Source organism: Candidatus Dorea massiliensis AP6 (assembly GCF_964245105.1).
Classification (GTDB): domain Bacteria; phylum Bacillota; class Clostridia; order Lachnospirales; family Lachnospiraceae; genus Laedolimicola; species Laedolimicola intestinihominis.
Genome location: NZ_CAXTKW010000001.1, coordinates 284,804 through 305,431, shown reverse-complemented (window position 1 = coordinate 305,431; position 20,628 = coordinate 284,804). Strand labels below are relative to the sequence as shown.

The window sequence follows — 20,628 nt, the reverse complement described above, 5'->3', positions numbered from 1 at the left end:
AAAGTGGTAGTAGGAAGGCTAGTATTTGACTTCGCCCGTCACAGCGTAGAAAAGACTATAAGGGTTAAACAGTTTGATAGTGAAACGCGAAACCTGTTAGTAGTGCTGCTGAATGACGGCGAACCTTACGAAATGCCGGAAGGGGCAATAGTAAGGATTGAGTGTAGGAAGTCCGACGGGGAAGAAATCTTAAACGATTGTACTTACGTCGAAAATCTGATAACAGCAGAGATTACCGAACAAATGACAGCCGCCGCCGGATATGCAGAGTGCGCTATAAGCGTCTACGAAAAGGAAAGCTATATAGCTTCCTGGACTTTTAATATAAAGGTAGATACGGCGGTAATTGTAGGCGATAAGATAGCCAGTACGATAGAGTACAAGGCAATCATAAACGCATTACAAGAAGTGGAAAAATCAAAAGATACCGTAGAAGAAGCGACTATTTTAGCTGCTACAGCTATGAAAACGGCAAACGATACTATAGGAATCGCGAACCAGGTTAAGGAAGAAGCGACGGCAGCGGCAGCAGCCAGCCAGGAAGCCGTAAAGGTAGCGACGGCAGCAGCAGAACAGGCGCAGAATTACAAAGGACTAATAGAGGACATTTATAACAATATTGATAAGCTTAACGATTTTGCGGAAGAAGCGTGGTTAGATAAATCATACTTAGGAAGCGGGTACTTAAGCGAAACAACGGAATAAGGAAGGCGGGAGATTATGCGGAATATGCCTAAAGTAATAGGAACAGGGAAAGACATTTATAACCTGTTAGGAATGGTACAGGCTGGCACACTGGAAGCAGCAGAGTTAAGGGAAGTGATTAACGGAATCGAAGAAGAAAAGTATATCTTTGTTCCGGTAGTCGAAATTTCAGAGGACAAAAGATACATTACTACTAACTATCTGGCAGAAGCGGAAAAGGGCGCTAAGGTATTGTGTGAAGGCAAAGAATACACAATTAAAAGCGTAGAGCATGTAGCGGTTGAGCAGCAGAGCCGGGGAGAAGACACGGGAGAAGCAAAAGAGGAAAAGAAGACGGTAATAGGAGTTAACGCCGACCTGGAAACAACAGCAGAAAAAGTAGGGGTAGAAAGCCCGGTAAATATCTTAGACACTTTGGGAATTACCCAGGGAGAATTAGACAGTATCAAAGGAGTGTTAGCAAGATATGAGTAGATTTTTAAGTAATGATTTTATTAACAAAGACCCGCGGGCAAAACTTACGGTTGCGAAAATGGCAAATATTGGCGACCTGGTAACACCTTCGGCGGAATATTTAACCGCTTCCGGGCTTACGTCACTTACGGTAACGGCTGGGTGTGTGGTTACGGTCGGAAGTACAGGAGTATTCAAAACGGACGCTACAGTACTTAGTACCGGAAACCTGGACGCTGGTAGTGCGTTTGTGGTGGGAAAAGATTACTATGTTTATATTTGTGACCCTGGCAGCGAAGACCTAGACGAAGTATACAAAATCAGCCTTAACAGTACATACCCGGACGGCTACAATGCAGAGACAAGCCGTAAAATCGGCGGCTTCCATTATGGAAGGGTAAGACAGGTAAGCAGTAAGCTTATTCCTATCAATACTGCAGGAGTGGAGAAAGGCAGCGGCTGGGAATCTAATGTAGCGTCCGGTATCGTTCCGCGTTCCGTATGGACGTTGAAGCACCGCCCGAAATGCAGCCCGGAAGGCATGGTATACGCTGGCGGCGGCTTGTGGGTGGATATTTACTTAGCGTCCAGCAATGGAGTAGGCGGCGTGAAATCAGCGTACAATGCAACACCGCTTACAGGAACGGAAGGACATAACAGCTATGACTTTATCGACCTGGGCTTAAAATCCGGTAAGCGCTTGTTATCTTATTCGGAATGGCAGCAAGCAGCATACGGCAGCCCACAGGGAGCAGACGGCAATAATACGAACGCCTGGGCGGCTACAACGAATACCGCCAGAACTACGACGGGTAAAGTAGTTAATGCTGTATCTGCTATCGGTTGCGTAGATTGCGTAGGTAATGTGTGGGAATGGCTGGACGAATTAAGCTACAGATACGACGGTACACAGTCCTGGAGCTGGAAGGACGTATTAGGCACTGGAAACGGACAGGCATACACAGAAGGAACTTACGGACTTGTTCGCCTTCTCGCGGGCGGCGGCTGGAGCAACGGCGTTAACGCTGGCTGCCGCGCTGTCAGCTGCGACAATTACCCTTGGAATGTCATCGCTTACATTGGCGCGCGCTTCGGCTGTGACAGTCTGTAATCTGTTTTGTGCGGGCGGAAGCCCGCACACGCGGTAAAAATTTAAGGTAAATTTCCAGGATATAGGAAACAATGAGGAACGGCGACACAAAACAAAATAGCTGTGATATAATCGCGAATCAGAGGAAGGGCGATTATATGAAAAGCAATTTAGAGATACAAGAAAAGCTGTACGATTTTATAAAGTACATATACCCGGTGCTAAGACAATATCCGAAAAGTGAAAAGTTTTCGCTACAGAAAGATACTAAAAATTGTATCATGGATATTTTACGGTACATCATTAGAGCCGGGAAAAGCACGACGAAGAAAAAGCTTTTATACGACGCGGACGTAGAATTAGTGATTTTACGGTATTATATCAGAATTGCCTACGACCAGGAGTACATAAGCGGGCATACATACGGAGTAGCCGCGAAAAAGCTAACAGAAATAGGAAAAATGTTAGGCGGCTTCATTAAATCAGTACAAAATTAGGAATATGGGCTATACGTTGCTTCGCCTTCTCGCGGGCGGCAACTGGAACAACGGCGTTAACGCTGGCTGCCGCGCTGTCAACTGCAACAATTACCCTTGGAATGTCAACGCTAACATTGGCGCGCGCTTCGGCTGTGACTTATGAACTTTTCAGACTTAGCAAGCTACGGCTTACTAGCAAGGACTATTTACATATAGTCAGAACGTATAGCCCGTCCTGGGACTACCAGGCAAACATAAAAAAGGACGCTTCCGGTTAGTAGTGAGAGCGAAGGGCGGAAGCGGAAACGGCAGAAGATGAAAAGAAGTAACATAGGAATAAAGGATATAGCGACCTTTGAAAATGCAGAAGACGCATACAGAAAGGCGCGAAAGTGCAAAAGATACCGGGAAGAAGTGTTAAGGTTCACGGATAACCTGGAAGAAGAATTATACGACCTGGTGGCAGACCTGGAAGCCGGAACATACCGACAAGGGGAAGCCCGGCGCTTTGTAGTGTATGAACCGAAGAAGCGGGACATATACGCGCTACCATTTAGGGACAGAGTAGCACAGCACATGATAAACAATAAAATAGAACCGATTGTAGAAAGACGGTTTTATTATCATAGCTACGCCTGTAGAACGGGTAAGGGTATGCACAAAGCGGCAGATTACGCCCAGGAGTGCATAAGAAACCTATCTTTTGAAGGAAAACAGGTTTATATATTAAAAGCGGATATACACAAATATTTCAATAGTGTAGACCACGAAGTATTAAAGCAAATATTAAGCGGGATTTTCAAAGACAAAGACCTATTGAATCTGCTTTACTACATTATCGACAGCTACGGGGAAGACGGGCGCGGGCTTCCAGTGGGAAACTTATTAAGCCAGCTTTTCGCAAACCTGGTATTAAATGAATTAGATAACTTCGTAAAACATGAATTGAAGGAAGATAAGTATATACGCTACATGGATGATTTTGCAATAGTTAGCAATAGCCGGGAACACCTGGTAGAAGTGTTACAAAAGATAGACGCATTTTTAGGCGAGCGGCTTAAGCTTACCTTAAATCCGAAAACGCAGATAATCAACGCTAAGAATGGCTTTGATTTTTGCGGGTATCGTATTTACAAAGATTACCGGAAGATAAGGAAGCGTAGCCCTAAACATATTAGGGCAACTATCAAAGCCTACAGAAGCGGAAAAATAACAAAAGAAAAATTGCTTATGAAATATGCAAGCTGGGAAGGACACGCGAAACACGCGGACACTTACAGGCTACGCATGAAGATTAAAGGGCAAATAGAAGCAGAAATTAAGAAAAAGGAGTTAATAGGCAATGGCAGTATTACGCCGGATAATTAACAGAATCAGAAGCCAGAGGGAAGAAGGCGAAGTACAGGCTACGAACGTAGCGCGTTACGACCTGGACGTAGTAGAGGTACAGAGCAGCATAATAGCAGACCTGGCAGAAGTAAATAGGCTGCTGCTGGAAGAATTAGAGAACTATAGGAGCATGGAAGACGAAGACAAGCAGTTACTAATGATGATAGAAGACATAAAAGAAGGTCGCGAAGACCTGGAACGGATGTTAGAGCCGTAGGAAGGAGTTAGTAAGGCTTGAGTAGTGAATTTTGGATAGGTTTACTTATTCAGTTAGTTGTGTACGGGGTGTCTATCGGCGCGATATACGGGACGATTAAGACCAGACTTAATTATATCGAAGCAAAATTAGACAAACACAACAACGTAGTAGAAAGGGTGTACAAATTAGAAAAAGACCAGGCGGTACTTGATGAAAAACAGGAAGTAGCAAACCATAGAATTAAAGACCTGGAAGGCTTAAGCGCACAGTGAGAGCAAAGAAGCGGGAATTTAAGAAAAAGGTAGTATTAAGCACTGGTTCAATATTTGTATGCACTTGCATAGTAGCCCTTATATTTTCATGGAACGAAAAGCCTACAGAAGTATTTACTTACATAATTCCGACAGCCGGGGGCGTGTTCGGCGCTGCTGTAATATGGTATTTGAAAGCGGTACAGCTTGAAAATGGCATTAAGATACAGCTAGGCATGATAAAAAAGCTTATCGACATGGGAGAAGAAAACCCGGCGGAAGAAATCAAAGAAAGAACCATACAAAAGATGAAAGATAAAACAGAAGCACTTATAGACGAAGCGTTAGAACCAACGGAAATACAAAACTTTTAGAGGTGCGAAGTATGGAAACTTTGAAAATGATTCTTGAAAACTGGGTAATTTTTGTAATTATGCTTGCATTGCTGGGACTTACTGTATATGCAGTATTACGCTTTTTGAAGCTTACGCCGCAGCAGCAGTTAGATAAAATAAGAATCGCGCTGCTGTATATGGTTACGGAAGCGGAAAAGGAATTAAAGCGGAAGACCGGACAGGTAAAAAGGGCTATGGTATGGGACTGGCTTACAGAAAGATTCCCGGTTATCACATTATTTTTAACAGAAGAAAAATACGACGAACTGTTAGAGGAAGCGTTAGTAAAGTTTAAGAAAATGCTGGAAGACAACAGCAGCTTATACGACTATGTGTATAATACGGTTACGGTTTCGGATGAAGATACAGAAGACGACATTTTAAGAAAAATCACAGAGGGAGCATAAGAAACATGAAGATTTTACTTATTAGCGGACACGGAGCAGGCGACCCTGGCGCTGTATCACAGTTCGGAAAAGAAGCAGACGAGACTATTTACATGGTCGAGGAAATTAAGAAGACTTTGAGCGCATACGCCCAGGTGGATTTATACCCGACGGAAAGAAACGCATACAAAGACGCAAAAGCCGGAAAACTGGCGGTTAACTTCGGAAACTATGGTTATGTACTGGAAGTCCATTTTAATTCCGGGGCAGCAGACCTTAAAGGAAACGGACGGACGACAGGTACGGAAATCTACGTTACTACAGCGGAAAAGACCGTAGGGGTAGAAACGAAGATTGTACAGAGTATCGCAGCCCTGGGCTTTAAGAACCGCGGAGTTAAGAGAACGAATTTTACAGTAATCTACAGAGCGAAGGCGGCGGGCGTATCTTCCGCGCTGCTGGAAGTGTGCTTTATCGACGATAAGGACGATATGAGCGCATACGCAGCTAAAAAGACACAGATTGCAGCAGCCGTAGCTAATGCAATCGCTGTACAGTTCGGGTTAAAGAAAGGCAGCCAGGAAGCGGGAAGCAGCCCGGCAACACAGGAAATTAAAGCCGGAAGCATTGTTACGATTAAGAGCGGTGCGGTATATGGCGGCTTGTCTTCGACCAGAGGAAAAGCAGTCCCGGCGGCACAGTTAGGCGGCAAAAGACACACGGTAGACAAGGTACAGACAAATAAAGGAGTACAGGAAGCAAAGCTTAAGGGAATCAACAGTTGGGTAGCTGTAGCAAGCTTGACGGCTGTATAAGGGGGCTTCGATATGAATACAGAACAGAAAAACTTTATTAAAACAGTGGGCGCGCTTGCGTCCGCTGATATGAAGAAAAGCGGAGTGCTGGCAAGTTTGACAATCGCCCAGGCTATCACGGAAACGGGCTGGGGAACGTCCGGGCTTGCCGCAGAGGGTAAAGCCCTTTTCGGAATTAAGGCTACAAAGTCCTGGAAGGGTAAAGTATATTGCAAAGATACAAAAGAGTGCTACGACGGGGTAAATCTGGTAGCCGTGAAAAGCGAAGCTTTCCGCGCTTATGATAGCTGGGAAGAATCCGTTACAGACCATAGCGCATTTTTGAAGGCAAATAAGCGCTATAAAGAAGTAATCGGAGAAACAGACTATAAGAAGGCTTGCAACGCTATTAAGGCTGCTGGATATGCGACAGACCCGGAATATGCAAACAAACTTATTGAGATTATCGAGCAGTATAAGCTTACAGAGTTTGACGGCAAGACAGAGAGCCAGGAGAACCAAGGAGCGGGAGCAGCCGGGGCGGATGCCGAAAAGTACTACAGGGTACAGGCTGGGGCTTACAGAAGAAAAGAAGGCGCTAACCTTATGGCGGAGCAGATTAAGAAGACCGGACATACGGACGTATTCGTAAGGCTGCTTAATGGGCTTTACAAAGTACAGGTAGGCGCTTATACTAAAAAGGAAAACGCGGAAGCCACGGTAAAGAGACTAAAGGCGGCTGGTATCGTCTGCTTCATTACACACGCTTAAGCGGCACAAATAAGTAGAAAGTGTCAATAGTAACAGACTGGTAACTAACAAAACGACTTAGAAAGCCAGTAAAATAAGGGGCTACAGTTTCTATTGAGGAAGCAGCAGACGCTGGCAAGTTCTAAATATAAGCCGAATAACGACAGATAAAGTAAGAAGGCACTCACCGGAGAGTTTTGGTGGGTGCCTTCTTTTTGCTCTACAGGGAATACTGTGTTATATGAAAGTACGAAAGCTATAATACATATAATTCCTATATATGAAATAGGGTATTGACAAAAAAACAATCTTATGATAAAGTCACTATAACAAATCAAAGTTGCACAGTGAAAAATAAAGTCAATGGAGACTCCGAAGAAGCGCGTCTTGTATTGACTTTTTTTAGTTAAAGGAGGATAATATTATGGCAAACCTTAAATTGTGGGATTTTGTGAAAGAAGTAAAAGGGACAGGTTACAAATGGGTAGACCTGACACATGAGCTGAGCCCGGAAACTCCGCACTGGTATGGCTTCAAGCCGCTGGAAGGAACTCTTCTTTTCGACTACAGAGAGGGAACCCCGGACGACATGATGGCTCCCATGAGATGTATTCAGTACAGCGTAGCCAGCCAGTATGGTACCCATGTAGACGTACCGCTTCATTTCTGGGGCGACGGTCGTGACATGAGCAAGATTACCGTAAAAGAGCTGGTATATCCTCTGGTAGTCGTAGACAAGTCCAAGGAATGTGCCGAGAACGCCGAATTCACCATGACTGTAGCAGATCTGGAAAAGTGGGAGAGCGAGAACGGCAGAATCCCGGAGGGCGCGTTCGTAGCATTCCGTTCCGATTGGCATAAGAAGTCCAATCTGGACAATCCGGACGAGAGTGGCAATCCTCATTATCCGGGCTGGAGCGTAGACGCGATCAAGTGGCTGGTAGAGGAGCGTAATATCGGCGCTATCGGACATGAGCCGGCAGATACCGACCCCAGCTACGTGACCACCAGAGAGGACGCGTATCCGTATCCGGGCGAGCAGTACATTCTGGAGACTGACCGCATCCAGATTGAGGTTATGAGAAATCTGGATCAGGTACCGGCTGTGGGAGCTATGATTGTATGCGCGTTCCCGAAGCTGAAGGATGGTACAGGCTTCCCTGCAAGATGCTTCGCAATCTGCCCCGAAGATTAAACTAGGAGGAATTTTATTATGCTGGAATTTGACGAGCAGCTTTCAAGACTGCAGAAACCGGATCGCGAGGAGATGACAGACGAGGAATACGCTGTCTTCAATAAAAATGTGGAGGTCATGGAGAAAAACTGGGGCTTTATTAACAATCTGTTTAAGATTCTTCCCCTGAACGCCAAGGAGTACATTGGATTCCTGAATTTCAAGAATTCCCTGTACAATGACACCTGCTATCTGACAGACGCGCAGAAGGAGATGATCGGCGTAGTCGTATCTTCTTATAACTGCTGCTGCTATTGCCTGACCACCCATGGCGATAACCTCCGCGGTATGTGGAAGAATGCCCGTCTGGTAGACAAGATTTCCTATAATTATCGTTCCGCTAAGGATGAGCTGTCCAAAGAGGACTACGCGCTTTGCGAGTATGCATGGTACGTAACTGCGCATCCCCGCGACATTGATCAGGAGCAGGTGAATAAGCTCCGTGAGGCAGGACTGGATGATCATCAGATTCTGGAAGCAGCCTTTGTAGCAGGCTTCTTCAACTACACGAACCGTTGGGTTAGCACCATCGCTCCGGTTCCGAATCCGGGTCATTACAGCCATAACCGTAATTTCGAAGATTAATCCTTACATAAAATAAGACCGAATCCTTTTTGGAAGGAGACGGTCTTATTTTTGTACAGTTAAATTTCTCGGTTGTTCAGGGGAATCGTCAGCTTTTTCAGCTTATCCATATTGGTCTGAGGCAGGGCGTTACCGGGATATATCTTATCCTTGATGGCCTGCATCCGCCTGTCGGTCTGGGCAATGATATCAGCGCAGTCCTTCAGCTCCGCCGAGAGCTCGTCCACATTTTCCATATCCTCGATATCCTGCTTGTACTTCAGCCGATGATCGACGCTGGCCCAGAAGTCCATGGCGATGGTCCGGATCTGCACCTCTACCCGCATGTTTTTCTTCTGATTGGAGAAGAAGACCGGGATCTCGATGATCAGGTGCAGGCTGCGATAGCCGTTGTCCTTGGGATGCTCAATGTAATCCTTCTTCTTAATTAAAGTAATATCATCCTGGCGCAGCAGCATATCCGCCACGGTATAAATGTCGTCGATAAAAGAACAGATCACGCGGACGCCAGCCACATCATTCAGATTCTTTTCTACAGACTCCACGCTGACGGGCACGCCGTAACGGTGCAGCTTCTCTACGATACTCAAAGGCTTCTTCACCCTGGAGGTGATAAATTCAATGGGGTTGCGCTGATGATGGACACTCAGCTCGTCATTCAGCACCTCCAGCTTGGTTCGCATCTCACGGATGGCACAGCTGTACATCATCATCAATTCTTGGAATTCAAAGGCCTGATTGACAAAATAAGTTTGTATATCCGGAATATCTGTGGTATCGAGAAAGGTTTTCTGTAATTCGCTTTCCATAGGAGTCACCATCCTGTGTTATAAAATACATCTATTGTAGAATTGTTCAGGCACGGAGCAGTCACCTGATTGTTAAGATTATAACACATATAGAACAAAAATGGAAGAGAGAAAGCAACCCCTTGCAAAAGTCCCGAAAATGTGTATACTGGATATTAGTTATGCCCATTTCGGAAAAGGTGTCCGGATGGGCTTTTGAATCGCAGGCATATACACATAGAAGATAAGGATGAATGAATTTATGGCAAATTATGTAGATGAAATTAAAAAAAGAAGAACCTTCGCGATTATTTCCCACCCCGACGCAGGTAAAACGACCCTGACTGAGAAGTTCCTGCTCTATGGCGGAGCTATCAACCTGGCAGGCTCTGTAAAGGGAAAGGCCACGGCCCGTCACGCGGTTTCCGACTGGATGGAGATCGAAAAGGAGAGAGGTATCTCTGTTACTTCGTCGGTATTACAGTTTAATTACGACGGCTATTGTATCAACATTCTGGATACTCCGGGACATCAGGACTTCTCCGAGGACACCTACCGTACCCTGATGGCTGCGGATTCCGCAGTTATGGTTATTGACGGCAGTAAGGGCGTGGAGGCTCAGACCCGGAAGCTTTTCAAGGTCTGCGCCATGCGCCATATCCCCATTTTTACCTTTATCAATAAGATGGACCGGGAAGCGATGGATATCTTTGAACTGCTGGACGATATCGAGAATGAGCTTGGTATTGCCACCTGCCCGGTAAACTGGCCCATCGGCTCCGGTAAGGCATTCAAGGGCGTCTATGACCGGAACACCGAGAAGGTGCTGCTGTTCTCCGACACTGAAAAGGGAACCAAGGAAGGTGAGGAGCTGGATTTGTCCATCAACGATCCACAGATTGACAGCATCCTGGATCCGGGTCAGAAAGAAAAGCTCATGGATGACATCGAGCTTCTGGACGGCGCCAGCGCGGAGTTCGATCAAGAGCTGGTGAGCCAGGGAAAGCTGTCCCCGGTATTCTTCGGATCGGCTCTGACCAACTTTGGCGTGGAGACTTTCCTGAAGCATTTTTTACAGATGACCACTTCTCCGCTGCCCCGTAAGGCAGACGTGGGGCTGATTGATCCCATGGAAGAGGAGTTCTCTGCTTTCGTATTCAAGATTCAGGCAAATATGAACAAGGCACACCGGGACCGTATCGCGTTTATCCGTATCTGTTCCGGCAAGTTTACCGCCGGCATGGAGATTTACCATGTGCAGGGCGGCAGAAAGCAGCGTCTGTCCCAGCCTCAGCAGATCATGGCGCAGGACCGGAAGATTGTGGACGAGGCTTACGCAGGCGATATCATCGGCGTCTTTGATCCGGGTATTTTCTCCATCGGAGATACCCTTTGTATGCCGGGCAGGCAGATTAAGTACGAAGGAATTCCGACCTTTGCGCCGGAGCATTTCGCGCGTGTGCGTCAGATTGATACCATGAAGCGGAAGCAGTTTGTCAAGGGCATTGAACAGATTGCCCAGGAGGGAGCTATCCAGATTTTCCAGGAGTTCAACACCGGTATGGAGGAAATCATCGTGGGCGTCGTGGGCGTTCTGCAGTTCGACGTTCTGAAGTATCGTCTGGAAAATGAATACAACGTGGACATCCGTCTGGAGCCGCTGCCCTACGAGCATATCCGTTGGATCGAGAACGAGGATATCGACATGAGCAAGCTGGTGGGCACCTCTGATATGAAGAAGATCAAGGATCTGAAGGGCAGACCGTTGCTGATCTGGGCCAACGCATGGAGCGTGGGCATGACGCTTGATCGAAATCCTGGTCTGATCCTGTCCGAGTTTGGCCGGTAATTATTACGGCCACAGACCATGGGAAACCCTTGTCAACAACGTGTAAAGTGTGATAAAATATAAAAAGCATGGCAGGAGAGGCGTATCTGTTGCCAGGTCGTGTGAGAAAGTAAGAAAAAAGCTTCGTGTAAGCAGGATAACCTGATTTACACAGAAAACAGGAGGTTTTGGATATGTCAAAGGAAGAAAAAAGAGGCGTTCATATGATACATGAGGACAGTCAGCTGGGCGAAGTTCAGATCGCGGACGAGGTAGTCGCTACCATAGCCGGGTTGGCAGCTACCGAGGTAGAGGGCGTGGCTTCCATGGCCGGCAATATCACCAACGAACTGATCGGAAAGCTGGGCGTCAAGAACCTGTCCAAGGGCGTCAAGGTTCTTGTGACAGACCGCAGCGTAGACGTGGATCTGGCTCTGAATATTGAGTATGGCTACAGCATCATGAAGGTATCTGAGAAGGTACAGGATCGTGTGAAGAGCGCCATTGAGAACATGACAGGACTGGAAGTTGCCATGGTCAATATCCGCATTGTTAATGTGAATATGGGAAAAGAGGATAAATAAGTAGCACAGGAAGGGGAGCGGCTGCAGTCAGCGGCTCCCTTTTCAAACGATTAAGAGGGAAAAAGGACAAGATGAAAAGACGAGAGTTAAGAGAGCATATTTTTGAACTGCTATTTCGTATCGAGTTTAACAGCGCAGAGGAGATGCCGGAGCAGATCCGGATGTTCTTCGACAGCCTGGGTGAGGTGGAGCCGAAGGATCAGCAGTATATTGAGAAGAAATATGCGCATATTATAGAAAAACTGCCGGAGATCGACAAGGCTCTGGAAGATACGGCGGAAGGTTGGAAGGTATCCCGTATGGGCAAGGCCGATCTGACCATTTTACGTCTGGCTGTGTATGAGATGGAATACGATGAGGACGTTCCCGTGGGCGTAGCAGTCAACGAGGCGGTGGAGCTGTCCAAAAAGTTTGGCGGCGACGAGTCTCCGGCCTTTGTGAACGGTATTTTAGGTAAGATAGGAAAGACAGGAAAAGCGGAATGAAGCATGTCTATACGGTAGCGCAGGTAAACACATACATCAAGAATATGTTTACACAGGATTTTATGCTGAACCGTATTTATGTAAAGGGAGAGGTGTCCAACTGTAAATATCACAGTTCCGGGCACATCTACTTTTCTCTGAAGGATGAGAGCGGATCCGTGGCATGTGTCATGTTCGCGGGCGACCGGAAAGGTCTGGCCTTTCCTATGCAGGATGGACAAAGGGTCATTGTACTGGGGCGTGTCAGCGTCTACGAGCGCAGCGGCAGCTATCAGCTTTATGCCAGAGAGATTATCAAAGACGGCGTGGGCCAGCTTTACGAGGCTTACGAGAAGCTGAAAAACGAGCTTGAGGAAATGGGCATGTTCGCGCAGGAATACAAGCAGCCGATTCCTTACTATGTGAAACGGTTGGGTGTGGTGACGGCGCCTACAGGAGCTGCAGTGCAGGATATCCGCAATATTGCCTTGCGGCGCAACCCTTATGTACAGATTATTCTCTACCCGGCTCAGGTGCAGGGAGAGAGCGCGGCGGACAGCATTGTGCGAGGTATCAAGGCCTTGGATGCGTTGGGCCTGGACGTGTTGATTGTGGGCCGTGGCGGCGGTTCCATCGAGGATCTGTGGGCCTTTAATGAGGAAAAGGTGGCACGGGCCATCTTTGATTGCAATACGCCGGTGATCTCAGCAGTCGGTCATGAGACAGATACGACCATTGCCGATTATGTGGCGGATCTCAGGGCGCCGACGCCTTCAGCGGCGGCGGAACTGGCTGTGACGGATATCCGGGAGCTGTTGGAGCGGATGCAGGGCTATCGCAGGCAGTTTGAGAATATCTTCGGTCACAGAATGGAAGAATATTACAGAAGACTGGCGGAGTTGAAAACCAGGGTACAGCGTATCAATCCGGAGACACAGCTTCTGGAAAAGCGGATGCGTCTGTCTGAATTATCCAACGGTCTTACGCAGGCCATGCAGGACAAGCTGTTAGATCGAAAGCATAGCCTGAATCTGTACATTGAGCGTCTGCACGGACTTTCCCCGCTTCTGAAGCTGCAGCAGGGTTATTCCTATACGGAAGGGCCGGATGGAAAGGCTGTAACCGGAATTGACGAGGCTGCAGAGGGCGAACAGCTCCGAATCCATGTGACAGACGGTGTATACACAGCGGTAGTAGAAGGCCGCGAAAGGATAAAGAGAGGGTAGAGCGGTATGGCGACGAAGAAAAAAGAAGCGACACTGGAAGAAAATTTCGCGGAGCTGGACGGAATGCTTGAGAAGCTGGCGGATCGGGACGTGCCGCTGGAAGAATCCTTCGCGATTTACGCCGAGGGCATGAAGCTTCTGAAGGCCTGCGGCGAAAAGCTGGATAAGGTAGAGAAAAAAATGCTGGTCATGAATGAGGAGGGCAAACTGGATGAGTTTTAAAGAAGAGCTTCGTACCAAGACAGAAGAAATTGAAAAATTGCTTACAACTTATCTGCCGCAGGAGACCGGGTTCCAGAAGACTGTTCTGGAGGCGGTGAACTATAGTGTACTGGCAGGCGGCAAGAGACCCAGGCCCCTTCTGATGAAAGAGACCTATCAGATGTTCGGCGGCGAGGGAAAGGTCGTGGAGCCCTTCATGGCAGCCATGGAAATGATTCATACATATTCACTGGTACATGATGATCTTCCGGCTATGGATAATGACGAGTACCGTCGCGGCAAGAAGACGACCCACGCGGTATACGGCGAAGCCATGGGTATCCTGGCAGGTGACGCACTTCTGAATCTGGCTTTTGAGACAGCGGCGGGAGCTTTCGATATGGAAACCAGTCCGCGGACCGCAAAGGCCTTACAGATTCTGTCCGGAAAGGCAGGCATCTACGGTATGATCGGCGGCCAGGTGGTGGATGTGGAATCCGAGGGACAGCCTCTCTCCAGAGAAAAACTGGATTTTATCTACCGGCTGAAGACCAGCGCGCTGATTGAAGCGGCCATGATGGTGGGCGCGGTCCTGGCAGGCGCTTCTGATGAAGAAGTGGCCGCCATGGAGCGCGTGGCGGGCGATGTGGGATTGGCTTTCCAGATCCAGGATGATATTCTGGATGTAACCAGTACGCTGGAGGTGCTTGGAAAACCGATCCACAGTGACGATAAGAATAACAAGACTACCTATGTAACGCTGGAAGGCCTTGATAAGGCAAAGAAGGATGTGGAGGAGATTTCCGAGAGAGCTCTTTCCACTCTGGCTTCCCTGGAGCATAAGAACGCGTTCCTGGAAGAACTGATCCGAATGCTGATTACAAGAGAAAAATAGAACTGAGGTGAGGATATGCTGCTGGAGCAGATCAATCAGGTCAATGATATTAAAAAACTGAACAAAGAGGACTGGGAGCCGCTGGCGCAGGAGATCCGGGATTTTCTGATCGAGAAAATCAGTGTGACAGGCGGCCATCTGGCTTCGAATCTGGGCGTGGTGGAGCTGACCATGGCCATGCATCTGGCATTTAACTTCCCTGAGGATCAGGTGGTCTGGGATGTGGGCCATCAGTCCTATACGCATAAGCTGCTGACCGGAAGAAGGGCAGGCTTCGATGACCTGCGGAAATATGGCGGCATGAGCGGATTTCCGAAGCGGAAGGAGAGTAACTGCGACTGCTTCGATACCGGTCACAGTTCCACCTCGATTTCAGCAGGCATTGGTCTGGTAAAGGCCCGGGAGCTGACTGGCGGTCATCAAAGCGTCATTTCTGTTATCGGTGACGGCTCCATGACCGGCGGCATGGCTTTCGAGGCTTTGAACAATGCCTCTCAGTTAAAGAGCAATTTTATTATCATTCTGAACGATAACCAGATGTCCATCGCGGAGAACGTGGGCGGTTTGAGCCAGTACCTGAACGGTATGCGTTCCAACGAAGGCTATAACAATTTTAAAGCAGGATTACAGAATACCCTGGAGAAAATACCGGTATACGGCGACGGCATTGTGCGGCAGCTGAAGAAGACCAAGAGCGGCCTGAAGCAGCTGGTGATCCCGGGCATGTTCTTTGAAGACATGGGTATCACCTATCTGGGGCCGGTGGACGGCCACAATATCGACCAGTTGATTCGTACCTTCAACGACGCAAAAAAAGTGCATCACGCGGTGCTGATTCACGTCTGTACGAAAAAAGGTAAGGGCTATGAGCCGGCGGAGCGTCATCCGTCCCGGTTCCACGGCGCGGAGCCTTTCGTAATTGAGACAGGCCTGCCCAAGAACAGACGGTCCAAGGCCAATTATACGGATATCTTTTCCACAGTGATGCGGAAGCTGGGCGATCGGGACGAGAAGGTGGTGGCCATTACGGCGGCCATGCCGGACGGAACCGGTCTCAAGCGCTTTAAAAATATGTTCCCGGATCGGTTTTTCGACGTGGGAATCGCGGAGCAGCACGCCGTAACCTTTGCGGCAGGTCTGGCGGCAGGCGGCTTGAAGCCGGTGGTAGCGGTTTATTCCTCTTTCCTGCAGCGCGCCTACGATCAGGTGCTGCATGACGTCTGTATCCAGAACCTGCATGTAATTTTTGCCATTGACCGGGCAGGACTGGTGGGCAGCGACGGCGAGACTCATCAGGGCATTTTTGATCTGTCCTATCTGTCAGGTATTCCGAATATGACCATTATGGCTCCGAAAAATAAATGGGAGCTTTCCGATATGATGAAGTTCGCGGTAAACTATGACGGTCCCATCGCCCTGCGCTATCCCAGGGGTGAAGCCTACGACGGCCTGCAGGAATTCCGCGCGCCCATTGCCTATGGCAGGAGCGAGTGGATCTATGAGGAAGCGGATATCGCCCTGATGGCTGTGGGCAGTATGGTGAAGACGGCGGAGCAAGTGCGGGATGCCTTAAAGGATACCGGTTACAACTGCACGCTCATCAATGCCCGTTTCGTCAAGCCCATCGACGAGCAGATGCTGGAAGAGGTGGCGAAGCAGCATAAGCTTCTGGTAACACTGGAAGAAAATGTAAGGAACGGTGGCTTCGGCGATCATGTGCTGGAGTATGTCAATGACAGAGACTTCGATATGAAGGTTCTGAATATCGCCCTGCCGGATGAGTATGTGGAGCATGGCAATGTGGCGCTATTGCACAAAGAGGTAGGACTGGACGCGGAAACCATTGTAAAACGTGTGATCACGGCTTATGTGGGTGGAATGTAAAAAGTTTACAGGCGGCTTCGCTGAAAGGTGAAGCCGTAAGAATAAAGCTTAGGAGAGAATGATATGAAGGTACGTCTGGACGTGCTTCTGGTAAACAGAGGCCTGGCAAAATCCAGAGAGCAGGCCAAGGCCATCATTATGGAAGGCAAGGTCTTTGTAAAAGGGCAGCGGGAGGACAAGGCCGGGTCCATGTTCGAAGAGGCTGCACCCATCGAAATTCACGGACAGAAGCTGCGCTATGTGAGCCGGGGCGGTCTGAAGCTTGAAAAGGCAGTGGCCCATTTTGATCTGGGTCTGGAAGGAAAGGTCTGCATGGATGTGGGATCTTCCACCGGCGGCTTCACCGACTGCATGCTGCAGAACGGCGCGGTAAAGGTGTACGCAGTAGATGTGGGAACCAATCAGCTGGACTGGAAGCTTCGAAGCGATCCGCGTGTGGTCTGCATGGAGAAAACCAATATCCGTTACCTGACTCCTGATCAGATCGATGAGCGTCCCCAGTTTGCCTCCATCGACGTGGCCTTTATCTCTCTGACGAAGGTACTGCTTCCGGTGCGGGAGCTTTTAAGCGATAACGGCCAGGTGGTGGCGCTGATTAAGCCCCAGTTTGAGGCAGGCCGGGAGAAGGTTGGCAAGAAGGGCGTGGTGCGGGAAAAGAGCACCCATCTGGAAGTGATTCAGATGGTCCTGACCTATGCCTGGTCCATTGGCTTTGATATTCTGGCACTGGAATTTTCCCCCATCAAGGGGCCGGAGGGAAACATCGAATACCTGGTATGGCTGCAAAAGACTGGCCGGGAAGCGGCAGAGGAGATTCCGACCTGGGAAGAACTGAAAAGTCATCTGCCCGAGGGCGTAGAGCCGGAGCGGATCGTGGACGAGGCCCACGGCACACTGGATGTAAAATAAGCAAATCGGGAAGAGATACAGATGAATCGATTTTATGTGATTACCAATGTGGAAAAAGATAAAAATTTGGAAACCACCCGTCAGATCTGCAACTATCTGAGAGCCAGAGGCTGTGAATGTACGGTCAGGGAATTTCAGAAAGAAAAAGAAACCGGAGAAAATGGAGATTATCGCTACACAGACGCCTCCCTGATTCCGGCCGGAACAGAATGCATATTGGTGCTGGGCGGCGATGGAACCCTGATCCAGGCAGCTCGGGACACCGTGGATCGAAAAATTCCTTTGCTTGGCGTAAATCTGGGAACCCTGGGTTTCCTGGCTGAGATCGAGAGAGCCGGTGTGCCGGACGCCCTGGACAGTCTGATTCTTGACAATTATACCATTGAACCCCGGATGCTTCTGGAGGGAACCGTATACCGGGAGGGCAGAGAGCCGGTGAAAAATCTGGCGCTGAACGACATCGTTGTGAACCGTGCAGGGGCGCTTCGTATTATCGATTACGAGATTTCCGTCAACGGGGAGCCGTTGAACCGGTATTCCGCCGACGGCATGATTGTATCGACTCCCACCGGATCCACCGGTTACAGCCTGTCCGCGGGCGGTCCCATTGTATCGCCCATGGCCAGCATGATTGTGGTGACGCCCATCTGTCCCCATACGCTGACTGCGCGAAGCATCGTATTGTCCGGCGGAGACCGGGTGACGGTGCGGACCGGAGCCGGAAGGAGAAACCAGAGAGAAGAATCCTTTGTAACCTTTGACGGCGAGGTGCAGGTGCCGGTGGCTACAGGAGATTATGTGGAGATAAAGAAGTCGGAAAAGACGGTCAACATATTGAAAATCAGCAGGGTCAGCTTTCTGGAGGTCCTGCGTGACAAAATGCGCGGCAACTAGGAGGAAAGACGAAATGAAGATAGAGCGGCATGCAAAAATCATTGAACTGATCAACGAGTATGCCATCGAGACGCAGGAGGAGCTGGCCAGCCGTTTGAATGACGCGGGCTTTCGGGTCACCCAGGCTACGGTGTCCAGAGATATTCGGGAGCTGAAGCTGACCAAGATGGCAGTAAACGGACGGCAGCGATATGTGGTGGTCCCCGGCAGCAGCGATCATATGGGTGACAAGTACATCGGTATCTTGCGTGACAGCTTTCTGTCCATGGAAATGGCTCAAAATATTCTGGTGGTCAAGACAGTGGCAGGCATGGCCATGGCAGCTGCAGCGGCGCTAGATGCCCTGCACTGGCAGGAGATCGTGGGCTGCATTGCCGGAGACGATACTATTTTCTGCGCAGTACGCAGTGTGGACGATACGATGATCGTCATGGAAAAATTAAGAAAAGCAATCAGGGATTAGCGAGAGGAAAAGTATGTTAGAGCATCTGCATGTAAAAAATCTGGCATTGATTCGTGAGGCAGAGATTGATTTTACGGAAGGTCTGAATATCCTGACCGGTGAGACCGGAGCGGGAAAATCCATCGTCATCGGTTCCGTGGGTCTGGCGCTGGGCGGCAAGGTGGCTAAGGATCTGGTGCGCCCGGGCGCGGACTTTGGTCTGGCGGAGCTGGTCTTTTCCGTTACCAGTGAGAGGTTAAAAGACCGCCTGAAGGAGCTGGACGTGATTCCCGAGGATGGGCAGATTATCCTGTCCAGGAAAATCATGAACGGCAAAAGCATCAACAAAATCAACGGCGAGACTGTCACTTTAAATCAGCTTCGGGAGACAGCGGCCCTTCTTATCGACGTACACGGCCAGCACGAACACCAGTCCTTATTGCAGAAGAAAAAGCATCTGGAGATTCTGGATGAATATGCCAAAGAAGAACTGCAGCCCATAAAGGAAAAGCTGGCGGCGGCTTACACGGAATGGAAAAAACTTACAGAAGAACAGAAGAACGCCCGGATGGACGAGGAGAGCCGCATGCGGGAGCTGTCTCTTCTGGAATTTGAAACAAAGGAGATTGAGGACGCAGGTCTGAGCATCGGCGAGGATGAGGAGCTGGAGCAGAGATACCGGAAAATGACCGGCGCGAAGCGGCTGATGGAGGCGGCTGGAACCGCCTACGGACTGACCGGTTACGAGGAAGCGGAAGGCGCCGGAACGGCTATTGGCCGGGCGCTCCGGGAACTGCAGGGCGTCCAGAGCCTGGATGAAGACCTGAGGGATCTGACCGGTCAGCTTTCAGACATCGACAGCCTGTTAAATGATTTCAACCGGGAGCTTTCTGATTACGTATCCTCTCTGGAATTTGCAGGGGAAGAATTTGAGCAGGTGGAAGAGCGCCTGAATCAGCTAAACCATCTGAAATCCAAGTATGGCAAAACGCTGGAAGCGGTACTGGAATACGGTCAGAAGCAGCAGGAGCGCCTGGCGGCCCTGCTGGACTACGACGCCTATCTGGCGCGTCTGGAAAAGCAGACTGCGGAAAAAGAGCGGGAACTGGAGGGTCTCTGTGAGGAGGCGAGCGTCATCCGGAAACGCTATGCCGAAGTGCTCTGCGCAAAGATTCGGGGGCATTTGATTGACCTGAACTTCCTGGATGTGGAGTTCGAACTGGAGTTTGACCGCATTTCCGGTTATACGTCGGGCGGCTTTGACGACGCGGAATTTGTAATTTCCACGAATCCGGGTGAATCCTTAAGGCCGCTGGCAAAGATAGCTTCCGGCGGTGAACTGTCCCGTATCATGCTGGCGATTAAGACTGTACTGGCTGATAAGGATCAGATTGAAACTGTGATTTTCGACGAAATCGATGTGGGAATCAGTGGCCGTACCGCTCAGAAAGTATCGGAGAAAATGATGCTGATTGGCAGGAGCAGACAGGTCATCTGCATCACCCATCTGGCTCAGATCGCGGCCATGGCGGACACTCATTTCCGTATCGAAAAACAGGTAGCGGACGGCGGCACACGGACCGAGATCCGGCGTCTGACTGAGACAGAAAGTGTCGAAGAGCTGGCCCGTATTCTGGGCGGCGCGGAGATTACAGACGCTGTTTTCCAAAATGCCTCCGAAATGAAAGAACTGGCAGGTAACAAAAAGTCCCAGACTAGATAACCGGAGATTCTGCATACTAAAGACAGAAACGTGACATGCGTTTCTGTCTTTTTTGATCTTAGGCAGCGCGGCGAGGAGAG

General features: G+C 49.1%; 25 protein-coding genes. 24 read left to right on the top strand and 1 reads right to left on the bottom strand.

From position 1 onward, the window contains the following. The first annotated feature begins 3 nt into the window (after window positions 1-3). From ACESZP_RS01710 to ACESZP_RS01650, 13 genes are all read left to right on the top strand, one after another. Complete coding sequence (locus ACESZP_RS01710; RefSeq protein WP_154314734.1) at window positions 4-705, top strand: BppU family phage baseplate upper protein; 702 nt, start codon at window positions 4-6, stop codon at window positions 703-705. 24 nt (window positions 706-729) lie between these two features. Next, entirely contained in the window at window positions 730-1,179 is a 450-nt protein-coding gene (locus ACESZP_RS01705) for a hypothetical protein (protein WP_147357173.1), read from the top strand. Continuing rightward, on the top strand, window positions 1,172-2,269 hold the full coding sequence (locus ACESZP_RS01700) for a phage major tropism determinant (RefSeq protein WP_499707844.1): 1,098 nt from the start codon (window positions 1,172-1,174) through the stop codon (window positions 2,267-2,269). The genes ACESZP_RS01705 and ACESZP_RS01700 overlap by 8 nt, the downstream gene beginning before the upstream one ends. Window positions 2,270-2,340: 71 nt before the next feature. Further along, a complete protein-coding gene (avd, locus tag ACESZP_RS01695) occupies window positions 2,341-2,745 on the top strand; it encodes a diversity-generating retroelement protein Avd (RefSeq protein ID WP_118510343.1) in 405 nt (134 codons plus the stop codon). 297 nt (window positions 2,746-3,042) lie between these two features. After that, complete coding sequence (locus ACESZP_RS01690; RefSeq protein ID WP_499707843.1) at window positions 3,043-4,095, top strand: reverse transcriptase domain-containing protein; 1,053 nt, start codon at window positions 3,043-3,045, stop codon at window positions 4,093-4,095. Beyond that, the gene (locus ACESZP_RS01685; RefSeq protein WP_118702511.1) at window positions 4,070-4,333 is read left to right on the top strand and encodes a hypothetical protein; all 264 of its coding nucleotides are present in this window, start codon (window positions 4,070-4,072) and stop codon (window positions 4,331-4,333) included. Before ACESZP_RS01690 ends, ACESZP_RS01685 begins: the two co-directional genes overlap by 26 nt. A 17-nt stretch (window positions 4,334-4,350) precedes the next feature. Further along, window positions 4,351-4,587, top strand: a complete 237-nt coding sequence (locus ACESZP_RS01680) for a hypothetical protein (protein WP_154314738.1) — start codon at window positions 4,351-4,353, stop codon at window positions 4,585-4,587. Then, a complete protein-coding gene (locus ACESZP_RS01675; protein ID WP_154314739.1) occupies window positions 4,584-4,940 on the top strand; it encodes a hypothetical protein in 357 nt (118 codons plus the stop codon). The genes ACESZP_RS01680 and ACESZP_RS01675 overlap by 4 nt, the downstream gene beginning before the upstream one ends. Before the next feature lie 11 nt (window positions 4,941-4,951). Further along, window positions 4,952-5,368, top strand: a complete 417-nt coding sequence (locus tag ACESZP_RS01670) for a phage holin, LLH family (RefSeq protein ID WP_154314740.1) — start codon at window positions 4,952-4,954, stop codon at window positions 5,366-5,368. A gap of 5 nt (window positions 5,369-5,373) precedes the next feature. Continuing rightward, complete coding sequence (locus ACESZP_RS01665; protein ID WP_118510355.1) at window positions 5,374-6,162, top strand: N-acetylmuramoyl-L-alanine amidase; 789 nt, start codon at window positions 5,374-5,376, stop codon at window positions 6,160-6,162. Between the two features lie 12 nt (window positions 6,163-6,174). After that, complete coding sequence (locus ACESZP_RS01660) at window positions 6,175-6,912, top strand: glucosaminidase domain-containing protein (RefSeq protein ID WP_215677712.1); 738 nt, start codon at window positions 6,175-6,177, stop codon at window positions 6,910-6,912. A gap of 403 nt (window positions 6,913-7,315) precedes the next feature. Then, on the top strand, window positions 7,316-8,086 hold the full coding sequence (locus tag ACESZP_RS01655) for a cyclase family protein (protein ID WP_178039659.1): 771 nt from the start codon (window positions 7,316-7,318) through the stop codon (window positions 8,084-8,086). A gap of 18 nt (window positions 8,087-8,104) precedes the next feature. Beyond that, the gene (locus ACESZP_RS01650; protein ID WP_178039660.1) at window positions 8,105-8,710 is read left to right on the top strand and encodes a peroxidase-related enzyme; all 606 of its coding nucleotides are present in this window, start codon (window positions 8,105-8,107) and stop codon (window positions 8,708-8,710) included. A gap of 59 nt (window positions 8,711-8,769) precedes the next feature. Here the strand turns inward: ACESZP_RS01650 and ACESZP_RS01645 are convergent, their stop codons facing one another. Continuing rightward, on the bottom strand, window positions 8,770-9,519 hold the full coding sequence (locus ACESZP_RS01645) for a GTP pyrophosphokinase (RefSeq protein WP_499707842.1): 750 nt from the start codon (window positions 9,517-9,519) through the stop codon (window positions 8,770-8,772). Between the two features lie 241 nt (window positions 9,520-9,760). Here ACESZP_RS01645 and ACESZP_RS01640 point away from each other — a divergent pair, with 241 nt between their 5' ends. The 11 genes from ACESZP_RS01640 to recN all read left to right on the top strand — a co-directional run bounded on the left by ACESZP_RS01640 (window position 9,761) and on the right by recN (window position 20,548). Further along, window positions 9,761-11,347, top strand: coding sequence for a peptide chain release factor 3 (locus ACESZP_RS01640; RefSeq protein ID WP_499707841.1), 1,587 nt, complete (start codon window positions 9,761-9,763; stop codon window positions 11,345-11,347). A 173-nt stretch (window positions 11,348-11,520) separates the two neighbouring features. After that, window positions 11,521-11,910, top strand: a complete 390-nt coding sequence (locus ACESZP_RS01635; RefSeq protein ID WP_178039663.1) for an Asp23/Gls24 family envelope stress response protein — start codon at window positions 11,521-11,523, stop codon at window positions 11,908-11,910. Window positions 11,911-11,981: 71 nt separating this feature from the next. After that, window positions 11,982-12,395, top strand: a complete 414-nt coding sequence (gene nusB / locus ACESZP_RS01630) for a transcription antitermination factor NusB (RefSeq protein ID WP_178039664.1) — start codon at window positions 11,982-11,984, stop codon at window positions 12,393-12,395. Beyond that, window positions 12,392-13,600 carry an exodeoxyribonuclease VII large subunit gene (gene xseA / locus ACESZP_RS01625; RefSeq protein WP_499707840.1) on the top strand — a complete coding sequence of 403 codons (1,209 nt, stop codon included), beginning with the start codon at window positions 12,392-12,394 and terminating at the stop codon, window positions 13,598-13,600. Before nusB ends, xseA begins: the two co-directional genes overlap by 4 nt. 6 nt (window positions 13,601-13,606) lie before the next feature. Further along, window positions 13,607-13,822, top strand: a complete 216-nt coding sequence (xseB, locus tag ACESZP_RS01620) for an exodeoxyribonuclease VII small subunit (RefSeq protein ID WP_178039666.1) — start codon at window positions 13,607-13,609, stop codon at window positions 13,820-13,822. Beyond that, on the top strand, window positions 13,812-14,696 hold the full coding sequence (locus tag ACESZP_RS01615) for a polyprenyl synthetase family protein (RefSeq protein ID WP_499707839.1): 885 nt from the start codon (window positions 13,812-13,814) through the stop codon (window positions 14,694-14,696). Before xseB ends, ACESZP_RS01615 begins: the two co-directional genes overlap by 11 nt. Before the next feature lie 15 nt (window positions 14,697-14,711). Then, window positions 14,712-16,580 (top strand): 1-deoxy-D-xylulose-5-phosphate synthase, encoded by a 1,869-nt coding sequence (gene dxs / locus ACESZP_RS01610; RefSeq protein ID WP_178039668.1) that lies wholly within the window; start codon window positions 14,712-14,714, stop codon window positions 16,578-16,580. 63 nt (window positions 16,581-16,643) lie between these two features. Beyond that, entirely contained in the window at window positions 16,644-17,489 is an 846-nt protein-coding gene (locus ACESZP_RS01605; protein WP_499707838.1) for a TlyA family RNA methyltransferase, read from the top strand. A gap of 21 nt (window positions 17,490-17,510) precedes the next feature. Beyond that, on the top strand, window positions 17,511-18,383 hold the full coding sequence (locus ACESZP_RS01600) for an NAD(+)/NADH kinase (RefSeq protein ID WP_499707837.1): 873 nt from the start codon (window positions 17,511-17,513) through the stop codon (window positions 18,381-18,383). A 13-nt stretch (window positions 18,384-18,396) separates the two neighbouring features. Next, window positions 18,397-18,846, top strand: coding sequence for an arginine repressor (locus ACESZP_RS01595; protein ID WP_178039671.1), 450 nt, complete (start codon window positions 18,397-18,399; stop codon window positions 18,844-18,846). 13 nt (window positions 18,847-18,859) lie between these two features. After that, on the top strand, window positions 18,860-20,548 hold the full coding sequence (gene recN / locus ACESZP_RS01590) for a DNA repair protein RecN (RefSeq protein ID WP_499707836.1): 1,689 nt from the start codon (window positions 18,860-18,862) through the stop codon (window positions 20,546-20,548). Window positions 20,549-20,628: the final 80 nt, after the last annotated feature.

What these genes read in the sequence shown, in the direction of transcription:
- xseB (WP_178039666.1), top strand. Translation starts at nt 13,607, where the DNA reads ATGGCGACGAAGAAAAAAGAAGCGACACTGGAAGAAAATTTCGCGGAG.
- ACESZP_RS01595 (WP_178039671.1), top strand. Translation starts at nt 18,397, where the DNA reads ATGAAGATAGAGCGGCATGCAAAAATCATTGAACTGATCAACGAGTAT.
- ACESZP_RS01665 (WP_118510355.1), top strand. Translation starts at nt 5,374, where the DNA reads ATGAAGATTTTACTTATTAGCGGACACGGAGCAGGCGACCCTGGCGCT.
- dxs (WP_178039668.1), top strand. Translation starts at nt 14,712, where the DNA reads ATGCTGCTGGAGCAGATCAATCAGGTCAATGATATTAAAAAACTGAAC.
- ACESZP_RS01655 (WP_178039659.1), top strand. Translation starts at nt 7,316, where the DNA reads ATGGCAAACCTTAAATTGTGGGATTTTGTGAAAGAAGTAAAAGGGACA.
- ACESZP_RS01645 (WP_499707842.1), bottom strand. Translation starts at nt 9,519, where the DNA reads ATGGAAAGCGAATTACAGAAAACCTTTCTCGATACCACAGATATTCCG.
- nusB (WP_178039664.1), top strand. Translation starts at nt 11,982, where the DNA reads ATGAAAAGACGAGAGTTAAGAGAGCATATTTTTGAACTGCTATTTCGT.
- ACESZP_RS01635 (WP_178039663.1), top strand. Translation starts at nt 11,521, where the DNA reads ATGTCAAAGGAAGAAAAAAGAGGCGTTCATATGATACATGAGGACAGT.
- ACESZP_RS01615 (WP_499707839.1), top strand. Translation starts at nt 13,812, where the DNA reads ATGAGTTTTAAAGAAGAGCTTCGTACCAAGACAGAAGAAATTGAAAAA.
- ACESZP_RS01600 (WP_499707837.1), top strand. Translation starts at nt 17,511, where the DNA reads ATGAATCGATTTTATGTGATTACCAATGTGGAAAAAGATAAAAATTTG.
- ACESZP_RS01640 (WP_499707841.1), top strand. Translation starts at nt 9,761, where the DNA reads ATGGCAAATTATGTAGATGAAATTAAAAAAAGAAGAACCTTCGCGATT.
- ACESZP_RS01650 (WP_178039660.1), top strand. Translation starts at nt 8,105, where the DNA reads ATGCTGGAATTTGACGAGCAGCTTTCAAGACTGCAGAAACCGGATCGC.
- recN (WP_499707836.1), top strand. Translation starts at nt 18,860, where the DNA reads ATGTTAGAGCATCTGCATGTAAAAAATCTGGCATTGATTCGTGAGGCA.
- ACESZP_RS01700 (WP_499707844.1), top strand. Translation starts at nt 1,172, where the DNA reads ATGAGTAGATTTTTAAGTAATGATTTTATTAACAAAGACCCGCGGGCA.
- ACESZP_RS01660 (WP_215677712.1), top strand. Translation starts at nt 6,175, where the DNA reads ATGAATACAGAACAGAAAAACTTTATTAAAACAGTGGGCGCGCTTGCG.
- ACESZP_RS01690 (WP_499707843.1), top strand. Translation starts at nt 3,043, where the DNA reads ATGAAAAGAAGTAACATAGGAATAAAGGATATAGCGACCTTTGAAAAT.
- ACESZP_RS01605 (WP_499707838.1), top strand. Translation starts at nt 16,644, where the DNA reads ATGAAGGTACGTCTGGACGTGCTTCTGGTAAACAGAGGCCTGGCAAAA.
- xseA (WP_499707840.1), top strand. Translation starts at nt 12,392, where the DNA reads ATGAAGCATGTCTATACGGTAGCGCAGGTAAACACATACATCAAGAAT.
- ACESZP_RS01670 (WP_154314740.1), top strand. Translation starts at nt 4,952, where the DNA reads ATGGAAACTTTGAAAATGATTCTTGAAAACTGGGTAATTTTTGTAATT.
- avd (WP_118510343.1), top strand. Translation starts at nt 2,341, where the DNA reads ATGAGGAACGGCGACACAAAACAAAATAGCTGTGATATAATCGCGAAT.
- ACESZP_RS01705 (WP_147357173.1), top strand. Translation starts at nt 730, where the DNA reads ATGCCTAAAGTAATAGGAACAGGGAAAGACATTTATAACCTGTTAGGA.
- ACESZP_RS01685 (WP_118702511.1), top strand. Translation starts at nt 4,070, where the DNA reads ATGGCAGTATTACGCCGGATAATTAACAGAATCAGAAGCCAGAGGGAA.